The 9926-nt window shown below is 42.7% G+C and carries 6 protein-coding genes; 3 read left to right on the forward strand and 3 right to left on the reverse strand.

Going from position 1 to position 9926, the window contains the following annotated elements:
• Positions 1-60: 60 nt before the first annotated feature.
• Positions 61-1686 (reverse strand): bifunctional UDP-sugar hydrolase/5'-nucleotidase, encoded by a 1626-nt coding sequence (locus D9A03_RS00555; RefSeq protein WP_254054940.1) that lies wholly within the window; start codon positions 1684-1686, stop codon positions 61-63.
• Between the two features lie 231 nt (positions 1687-1917).
• On the opposite strand from D9A03_RS00555, the gene D9A03_RS00560 reads away from it, so the two are divergent.
• Genes D9A03_RS00560 through D9A03_RS00570 form a run of 3 tightly spaced genes read left to right on the forward strand, consistent with a single transcriptional unit; the run spans position 1918 to position 7265 of the window.
• Positions 1918-3675, forward strand: a complete 1758-nt coding sequence (locus tag D9A03_RS00560) for a peptidase domain-containing ABC transporter (RefSeq protein ID WP_120495292.1) — start codon at positions 1918-1920, stop codon at positions 3673-3675.
• Positions 3676-3679: 4 nt separating this feature from the next.
• Positions 3680-5914, forward strand: a complete 2235-nt coding sequence (locus tag D9A03_RS00565; protein ID WP_120495293.1) for a peptidase domain-containing ABC transporter — start codon at positions 3680-3682, stop codon at positions 5912-5914.
• A gap of 4 nt (positions 5915-5918) precedes the next feature.
• Positions 5919-7265, forward strand: a complete 1347-nt coding sequence (locus D9A03_RS00570) for an HlyD family type I secretion periplasmic adaptor subunit (protein ID WP_120495294.1) — start codon at positions 5919-5921, stop codon at positions 7263-7265.
• Between the two features lie 2 nt (positions 7266-7267).
• Here D9A03_RS00570 and D9A03_RS00575 read toward each other — a convergent pair whose 3' ends face one another.
• Positions 7268-8701 (reverse strand): phenylacetate--CoA ligase family protein, encoded by a 1434-nt coding sequence (locus tag D9A03_RS00575; protein WP_120495295.1) that lies wholly within the window; start codon positions 8699-8701, stop codon positions 7268-7270.
• 13 nt (positions 8702-8714) lie between these two features.
• A partial coding sequence (locus D9A03_RS00580) for a cadherin domain-containing protein (RefSeq protein ID WP_120495296.1) occupies positions 8715-9926 on the reverse strand: 1212 nt, incomplete at its 5' end.

Here is a 9926-nt window from a genome sequence, read left to right on the forward strand (position 1 = left end):
CTGCAAAATGCAGAGCCTTTATGAATTTTACCTGTCTTAAAAAATTAAGTCATGATGACTTTATTTTTGCGCTGTAATACGACCGGAAACAGTTCCTTCTACAGGGCTGTTTGCTGCAATATAATCAGCAAGGGCATCTTCCAGACTTGGACCAAAATCATAGGCATCAATAGCGTGTTTCGCTAGAACACTGTATCCATCACCACCGTTACGGACATAGTTGTTTGTTACCATGCTATAGATTTTGTTTTCATCCAGAGCAACAAAACCATCCTTGTCGTTGCCAACTTCAACAGAGACAACACGTGAACCGGGTTCTGCTTTTGGATCCCATGTATAACGTGCGCCTGAAAGCTGCGGGAAGCGACCAGCACCTTCCTCAACTTTTGAAAGGCCATTTTCAAGTGCTTCAATGAAGTGAGCACCTTTCAACTTGAAGGTCGCAATTGTGTTCTGGAATGGGAGAACAGTAAGTACCTCCCCCATTGTTACAGGACCAGCGTCAATAGAGGCACGCACACCGCCACCATTCTGAAGCGCGATTACTGCATCTCCACCGGTGGAATTCACACGGGCAAGCATAGCATCAGCCACCATATTTGCCATCGCACATTCACCTGAACGGCAAACAGATCTGGAACCTTCAATAACACTGGATGCAGATCCTACTTCCCGTTTTTGAATTTCATCCAATGGCTTGTTGAGTTCAGCAATACGGGCCTGCATCTTGGCATCTTCCGGATAGGACTGATCAAGAAGAACGGTATCACCACTCCAGCCTTTCAGATTACCATCATCATCAAATGTCAGATTAAGCTCACCCATAAACTTCGAATAGGCATAGGCCTGTACAATTGGAACCTTCTTGCCGTCAGGGGCCGTTTCAACAACGGGGTATGGCCCTTCCGCGCGGTCATTGGAGTTGGAAAGCAAAGTGTGGCTATGACCACCGACAATGACATCGACCCCAGTCAATTGCTTGGCAACTTCTTTATCCCGTGGAACACCCAAGTGACTTAGCAAGATAATCTTGTTAACACCCTGCGCCTGCATTTGATCAACAATTGGTTGCACTGCGTTCGCAGTGTCAAAGAAAGAGATATCATCGCCCGGGCTTGATGTCTCGTCAGTATCTTCCGCCAGCGCACCAATAATACCAATTTTTTCGCCGCCGCGTTCCAAAACAATAGAAGTCCCGTATTTGCCACGCAAAACGGACCCTGGTGCCGCAATTGTATTGGCACCAACAATCGGGAAATTGGCTTTTTCAATAAAATTCAGAAAAACATCAGGGCCATCATCAAATTCATGGTTACCAATGGTCATGACATCAAAACCGGTCATGTTCATCAACTCAACAGCAGCCTGACCTTTGTAATTTGTATAAAACAATGATCCCTGGAACTGGTCACCGGCATCAAGAACCAATACATTACCACCTTTGGCTTCCAAGGCAGCACGGCGATCATTCAATGCCTTTGAAACACGGGCAAAACCGCCAAAGCATTTTCCTTCGGCAAGATCTTCTGCCCCACAAGTAGAATCATACTTGTTCACAGGCAGAATGCGCGAATGTAAATCATTAATATGTAGAATGTTTAAGGAATAATCGGCCTGCACAGGTGCTGTCATCAAACATAAGCCCGTTGCAATAGCCGCCGCTCCGGAAAGATGCTTTAACATCATGAAACTCCCAAATTAAAGTTATTCTTGTTATAGGAGAGAAAGAGTAAAAGCCTTTTCAGTTTCAGTCTACAAGAATTCAATAAAAGCCTGTCAACACAACAAATAAGACTTAAAGCTACAAAAAACACAACCTATCATTAACAAAATATCAACTATGAAAATTGTAAATTGAAGTTGATACTCGCGTCGTTTTTAAAATCATGGATCAGAATTTTTCATAACAGGGCACACATGAACGCTAATTCAGCCACTCAAGTTGAAACTGACCAAACTGAAGCACACTACCGGGCAGAAGCAAACACACTACCAAATTTCCCCTTTCCCTCGCTTTCAATTCTGACAGCCTCCCTTGCGATCAATGTGTTCTCGTTGGCTTTACCAGTGGTCATTCTACAGATATATGACCGCGTACTCCCCAATGCATCAATAAACACAATGGCCTTTTTTATTTTAGGTCTCGGAATTGTTCTTTTTATAGATGGATTATTTCAATTTACAAGGAACTACCTATCCAATTGGCAAGCAATGCAATACGAGCACCTAAGCGGATGCCGTGCAGTAAAAAGAATGCTTGCTTGTGATATCAGATCATTTGAAAAAAATGCCCCTGGGGATCACATGGATCGCTTCAATGCACTTGAAATAATCAGAGATTTTCATGCAGGCCAATCCAAAACCCTCATTATTGATCTCGCGTTTGCAAGTCTGTTTTTAGCTGTTATCTATGTGATCGCCGGAACTCTTGTATACACAATTCTAGCTATACTTGGCATATTAATTATCTTTGCCGGATTTGTCGGTCTTATCTTAAAAAAACATATCAAGCAAAAATCAAAACACGACGACTATCGTTTTAATTTTATTATTGAGGTTTTAACACACATACACACAGTCAAGTCACTGGCTATGGAAACTTTAATGCTGCGCCGATATGAGCGACTGCAGGAAAATGGTGCAGCCAGTACTTATCTTGTCACGTTCTGGAGTAACATTGCGCAAACGCTAGGATTGATTTTCTCTCTCTTGATTATGGTCGCTGTAGCAGCGATAGGCTCAACGCATGTAATTGCAGGTAATTTAAGTATGGGGGCATTAGCTGCAAGCACTTTATTGGCAGGCCGCACTGCACAGCCATTATTACGTGCTCTTGGCATTTGGACACAATTTCAAACCATAAAAGTCGCGCAAAATTCATTGAGAGAACTGTTTGCACTTAATGAGGAAAGCAATAGAGAGAGAAAAGAAGTCCCCCCGCTAAAAGGGAGATTGGAACTCAAAAACATTAGCTTTGCATATGACAAAAAAACATCTTTGCTTACAGACATTTCACTAAACGTTGAAGTCAGCCAATTTATTGGCATATCCGGCGGTACCGGTAGTGGGAAATCAACCTTGCTCCAACTTGTCTTAGGCGCTCTTTCTCCAACGAGCGGGAGTGTTCTTTATGACGGTTTGGACTCAACAGATTTTGCCCCGCAAGGCATCCGCAATCAAATAGCCTACTTATCTCAACAGCCCGTTCTCTTCCGGGGGACAATTCTGGAAAACATCACTCTTTTTCATAAAAAAAGCTCTGTAGACGATGCGATTAAAGCAACTCAACTACTTGGCATAGATAAACCAATTAACCGATTACCACTTGGTTACGATACTTTGGTTGCCAATGGTACCTCAGAAGACATTTCAGTTGGACTAAAACAAGGTATTGCTATGGCGAGAGCCTTATCAAAAGGCTCCAAGATCATTCTTTTTGATGAAGCAAACTCGGCGCTCGATAATCAAAGTGACGAAAAACTTAGACAAATGATGGAACGTTTAAAAGGTCTTGCCACAATAATTCTTATATCGCAAAGGCCATCGTTATTAAATCTGGCCGATTGTCAATTCAATTTGATTAATGGTGCCCTTAAAGAAAAAGAAATGACGAATACTTCAGTTGCAGATAAAGCAGTTGATAAGCCCAATATCCCCCCAATAGCAGCAGGATAACAATATGTCGTCATCAAACATGTTTGTTTCCCCAAACAAACAGTTTAACAGTGATGTTGGAAGTGCCGGGGCAACATCAACAACACACGTTTCACTTGGTGGTCTTGAAGAAAAGTCAGACATTGCGGCCTGTATCCCGACACTTCTTCACCATTTAGGCTGGAATGGAACTCGCAGACATATTATAGAGGCCTTGCCTCATTTTCCGGATGAAATCGGCTGCTCAGAGCTTTTAAAGATATTATCAAACTTAAACATTCCGGCATATCCCAAAAAAATAAACCTTAACAAACTTGATCCACGCCTTGTCCCTTGCCTGTACACCCCAAAAAAAGGCGTAGCACTTGTTATTCTTTCAATAAATGGCAACAAGGCAACCATTTATAACAGCCATGAAAAAAAGATACTAAATATAGATACAAAGGGCATTAGCGGCACAGCATATCTTATAGATAAACTTTCAGACAATCAGTCTGACACACAAAAACAATCAACCTCTGATCAGTGGTTTGATACAATAAGCAGGCGATTTAAACCACTTGTCTGGCAAATGCTCGGCGTTACAGCCTTCATTAATACTTTAGCCCTGAGTGTCCCACTCTTTATCATGGCAGTATATGACAAGGTAATTATTTCATCATCACAGCTAACTCTCACCAATTTGGTTCTGGGCGTGTCGATTGCCATCATTGCAGACACTCTGTTACGTGTTATGAGGGCGCGCATGTTGTCTTTTATCGCCGGGCGAATGGATTTAATTATAGGGACAGCAGCCTTTCGACAAATTATCCACTTGCCAATTGCCATGACGGAGCGAGCAAGTATTGGATCTCAAATTGCTCGTCTGAAACAATTTGAAGGAATACGAGATTTCTTCACAGGTCCTCTCGCATCTGTTTTTCTGGATCTGCCTTATACAGTTTTATATATTCTCGTGATTGCAATTGTGGCAGGACCGCTGGCTTGGATCCCGCTTGTTCTCATCACTCTTTTTGCACTCATCGGTGCTATTTTTCATCCCCTACTCAAACGCTCTATTAAAAGTTCAAGTTCAGCAAAGTCAAAAAGACAGGAATTTCTTGTTGAAATGATGTCACAATACAGAGCCATAAAACTAGTTGGGGCAGAAGCTATATGGCATGGACGATTCAGAGATATTTCCGCCCAAACAGCAAAAAGCAACTTTGATAGCACCCAGATATCGTCTTTGATTCAAACCTTGGCACAATTTCTGATGATGCTTTCAGGCATCGCAACCCTTGCTGTTGGTGCATTACTTGTTCTTGGTGGCAGTATCACTTTAGGTGGTTTGATTGCATCCATGGCCTTGGTCTGGCGTGTTCTTTCTCCTCTTCAAACCGGCTTTCTCTCTTTCACAAAACTTGAACAGATACAAACCGGGATACATCAACTCAATCAACTCATGAAACTTGAGTTAGAAAAAAAGCCTAACTCAATTATCAACAGGCATCGACGCTTTCGAGGGGAAATAACCTTTAATCGTGTGAGCATGCGCTATTCATCTACTGCCGAGCCAGCTCTTTTAGGTACAGAATTTAATATTAAACAAGGTGAATTTGTCTGCGTAACCGGGCCGAATGGATCTGGAAAGTCAACTATTCTTCGCCTTATTGCTGGTCTTTATAAGCCACAATCCGGTGCCATCATGATTGACGGCATTAATATTCGTCAACTTGATATGGGGGAACTTAGAAATTCAATCGCCTATGCCCCTCAACAATGTCACCTGTTCCATGGCACTATTATCCAGAACCTTCAATTGTCAGAGCCTGGCGCCAGCAAAGAGCTAATCTTACAGGCAATTAAGGAGGTAGGTTTGGAAGAGGAAATTAAAGAACTTTCAAACGGTTTAGAAACACGCATTACCGATCAACTGCAACGTCAGCTTCCAGCTGGATTTAAACAAAAACTTCTCTTGGCGCGCGCATATATCAAGCAAGCAAACATTATGCTATTGGACGAACCTGCGAATAATCTCGATTGGGCAGGCGACGCACTCTTGCTCGACAAGATAAATAACCTGAGGGGACAAACAACAATCGTAGCTGTCACTCATCGTCCAAGTCATATGCGTCAAGCCGACAGAATACTTTATCTTGAAAATGGAACAGTTGTATTAAATGGCCCACCAGGACCTGTTATGGAAAAACTTGGCATGGGAAAACTTGGCATGGGAAAACCAATGCCACCCGTTAACATAGTATCTGAGAACAGGTGATATCATGAGCGATATGAAAGTAAAAAAGAGCCTGCCTGTCCGTGTGAACAGATCTCTTATTCGTTTTCTTTCCCAGCCTCTTTTATTGGAAGAAGGTGGACCACCAAAGCTTTTGGGACAATTTATTATCGTTGTTGTTACCATTTTTACTTGCGTTGGCATCTGGGCGATATCAGCACAGATCAGCGAAAGATCTTCAACTCGTGGGAGTATCGTACCAGCGGGAAATTTGCATGTTGTACAACATCTTGAAGGCGGCATTATTTCCGAAATCTTGATTGATAATGGAGAAATTGTAAAAAAAGGAGACCTTTTACTTCGATTGGATGAAACTGTAGCCCGAGGAGAATTGGAACAGCTAAAAGCCCGTGAAGCAGGCTTAGCATTGCGAGCAGAAAGGTTGGAAGCGTTTGTTTTAGGACGGTCTCCCGATTTCAACTTTGCGAAAGATTATCCGGACCTGGTCAATGATCAAAAAGCAATTCTCGCGTTACAACTTGAAGCCCTCAAAAGCCAGAAATCTGTTTTACAATCACGTATAGAACAAAGAGACAGTGAAACGAAATCTTTGGTCAATCGAGAACAAAACATTAAAAAACAAATAGTTATCACAAATGAACAAGTAGAGTTACATAGAAATCTATACAAAAAAGGAATTGAGGCACGCGCCAGCTTATTAGATGTTGAACGATCCCTGACACAGGTGACAGGAGAATTATTACTCGTTCAAGGCGATATCATTCGCTCACGAGAAGCAAAAATAGAAGCCCAAAATAGCCTCATTGAATTAGAAGCCAATCTAAGAAATGATTCACTTCTTGAAATGGGATCTGTAACTGCCGAATTAGCAGAAGTCAGAGAAGCAAAAGCCAAACTGATAGATAGGGTTTCCCGACTAGAAATTACAGCACCAACAGACGGTATTATCAAAGGACTAGCCACCAGGACAATAAGTGCTGTTATTGGTCCCGGTGATGTTCTTATGGAAATTGTGCCCCTTTCCGAAAAGCTTATAGCCGAAATAGAGATACAACCAAAAGACGTTGGTCACCTCAAAATTGGACAACCTGCGAAAATCAAAATAACGTCTTATGATGTATCCCGCTTTGGTAATGTATCAGGCGTATTAACCCACATCTCGGCTTCAACATTTCAGGATGAAGAAGGTGAGCCCTTTTATAAGGGCAGAATTGATCTTGATAAAAATTATGTAGGAAACAACCCCGAACGGAATTTGATTTTACCAGGAATGGTCCTTGATGCAGACATCAACACTGGTGAGCGTACTGTGATGCAATATTTACTCAAGCCTATTTACAGAGCCCTGGACAGTTCATTTGGTGAGCGTTGAGCTTACTCAACAAGGCTTTTAAACAGTTCAAGTTTTCCGTTAGCTGCCCGCTCGAGATCTGCATAACAATTAACAACGACCTCACCCTCGAAAGATAGTGCCTTTTTTGCCCAAATAGAAAGCTTCTGGAACTGCTGCTCTGATAGCTCCCCATAAACAGCAACATTCAATTCCAGCTTTTCAAACGAAACCTGAATAATTTGGTATTCACGAATAGGTGCAATTTCAAGTAATTCGCCATATTCTTTGGCGGATATTGCTATCCAGCGATACTGACCGTCAGGTTGGCGTAGCCTGTTTCTCTCTCTGCCTAAAATAGATTTCAAAACCGGCAGGCCACGACCACATGAACAGCTTTCTCCCATGACACCGTAATCACCAACAGCATAGCGAACCAAAGGCATAACAAAATTATGTAACGGCGTAACAACTATTTTCCCGGGGACACCAATTGGGCACGGTTTACCTTCATCATCCACAACCTCAAGGTAAACCCCTTCGCTTTGCACATGATAATGATTATTTTCCGGGCACTGTAACCCTAAATACCCAAGTTCCCTTGTTGAGTAGAGATCAACAATTTTAACGCCAAAAGCACGGTATACAAGCTTTCGAACCTTATCAGTTAAAACTTCCGATATCGTTTCAACCTGTTTTAAATTTGAGGGTTGAATTTTGTTTTTAGAGCAATATTCAGCCAATTTCTGTATCACACTGGGATAGGTAATCAAAAAATCAGGATCATTCCGGACCAGCCATTCTGCCTGATCTTCAACTCTGGTATTGATATTTAAACCCGCAATTGGTCCGGTTTCAATCAGAGCATTTTTTCCTTTAAGTGCTCCCCATCCTTGACCGACAGTACCCGGATATTCCGCTGTTCCTTTTTTTGCCACCCTTATATGGCCCAACTTCCAATTCGGATCTCGCTCGTGCCAAATATGATCTCGTGTTGTAAAGGCACGCCAGAATATTCTGCTCAATTGAGTATTCTTCACGCCAATCGGTTGTCCTGTTGACCCTGAAGTATATTGAGTATTTATCTTTCCATGACTTCTGGGCGGATGCAAAGAAACAAGATCATCACTTTTCCCAACAATATTGCCCCGCTCTAAAATGGGGATATCATGCCAAATCCGCTGTAAATCTTCTGCATTTTTGGGAACGTTTAATTCTTTGTAGTAAGGAACGGTTTTGATTGCATGTCGGATAAGTTGATATAGTTGTGTGAACTGTACTTCCTTGATTTCATCTGCTGACCACCATTGACTGTTTTCCATTTGCGTTAAAGCACTGATAACAGCCATATTCGTGGGTGTACCAAGTTTTGGGAATTCCAAATGAGGCATCGCACTGGTAATTTGATACCTATTTAACCAGTTGGAATTTTTCAAAATATCCTTTTCCCCATTAAAATGGTCGTCATTAAAATCCATCTATCAATCAAAATTACCATGTAAAACTTTCAACACTCTCAAATGATATCGTTGCGCCATTCCCTGTTGTTATTGTCCCAGAATCATCCGTCAATAATGATGGATCATAGGCATCAGCGCTAGAAAAACTGTCTCCATTATCCAAGACGACTGTCCAGCCATCTAGCGCGTTCGTCAGATCAATGGTATCTGTACCTTGCCCCCCATCGACCCAATCGGCATCTCCTGTTTCGTTAGACCCATCAAAAACAAAAAGATCATTGCCCTGTTCTCCGGCCATATTGTCACTTCCGGATCCACCATATAAAGTATCTGTGCCTTGGCCGCCGGCCATATTGTCGCTTCCAGATCCCCCGTAAAGCGTATCGGCGCCGGTATCTCCATCCATAACATCCTGACCAGCCCCACCATACAAGATATCGCCGGAATTTCCACCTGACAGCACATCATTTCCTTCACCACCGACAAGCGTATCAGCCTGATTACTGCCAGAGATAACATCATTTCCATCTAGCCCCCAGATTTCATCCTTATGAACCGTCCCACTTAAAACATCATCACCTGAAGTTCCGATTAAAGTGGCCCCTGACATATCACCAGGATCGTTAATATCAGTAGTAGCGGTATCATTCACATCAGAAACACCGATGGAGAAGGTCTCCTGATAGCTGTTGCCTGCTCCATCGGTCACCTCAACAGTCACACTGTGAGAATTAGTCTGTTCGTAATCAACACCTGCGGCAAGCTTGAGCTCATTGCCATCAATAGTGAACTTGCTATCGGGATCTGAGACAATACTGTAGCTAAAGGAACTACTGTCCGCATCTGTAGCTGAAAGCGTCCCAACAACAGTGCCAATGCCTGCACTCTCCGATACTGAAGTCGAACTCAATGCTATATCTGTTGCAGCGGTATCATCCACATCGGAAACACCAATGGAGAAAGTCTCCTGATAACTGTTGCCTGCTCCGTCTGTTACTTCAACGGTGACGGAATGTGATGTCGCACTCTCGGCATCAACACCTGCGGCAAGCTTGAGCTCATTGCCATCTATAGTGAACTTGCTATCGGGATCAGAGACAATACTGTAGCTAAAGGAACTACTGTCCGCATCTGTGGCTGAAAGCGTCCCAACAACAGTGCCAATGCCTGCACTCTCCGATACTGAAGTCGAACTCAATGCTATATCCGTCGCAGCGGTATCATCCATATCGCWTATACACAT

Origin of the sequence: Kiloniella sp. EL199 (assembly GCF_900313065.1) — a bacterium.
In the GTDB taxonomy this organism is placed as follows: Bacteria; Pseudomonadota; Alphaproteobacteria; order Kiloniellales; family Kiloniellaceae; genus Kiloniella.

What these genes read in the sequence shown, in the direction of transcription:
- D9A03_RS00555 (WP_254054940.1), bottom strand. Translation starts at nt 1,686, where the DNA reads ATGATGTTAAAGCATCTTTCCGGAGCGGCGGCTATTGCAACGGGCTTA.
- D9A03_RS00560 (WP_120495292.1), top strand. Translation starts at nt 1,918, where the DNA reads ATGAACGCTAATTCAGCCACTCAAGTTGAAACTGACCAAACTGAAGCA.
- D9A03_RS00565 (WP_120495293.1), top strand. Translation starts at nt 3,680, where the DNA reads ATGTCGTCATCAAACATGTTTGTTTCCCCAAACAAACAGTTTAACAGT.
- D9A03_RS00570 (WP_120495294.1), top strand. Translation starts at nt 5,919, where the DNA reads ATGAGCGATATGAAAGTAAAAAAGAGCCTGCCTGTCCGTGTGAACAGA.
- D9A03_RS00575 (WP_120495295.1), bottom strand. Translation starts at nt 8,701, where the DNA reads ATGGATTTTAATGACGACCATTTTAATGGGGAAAAGGATATTTTGAAA.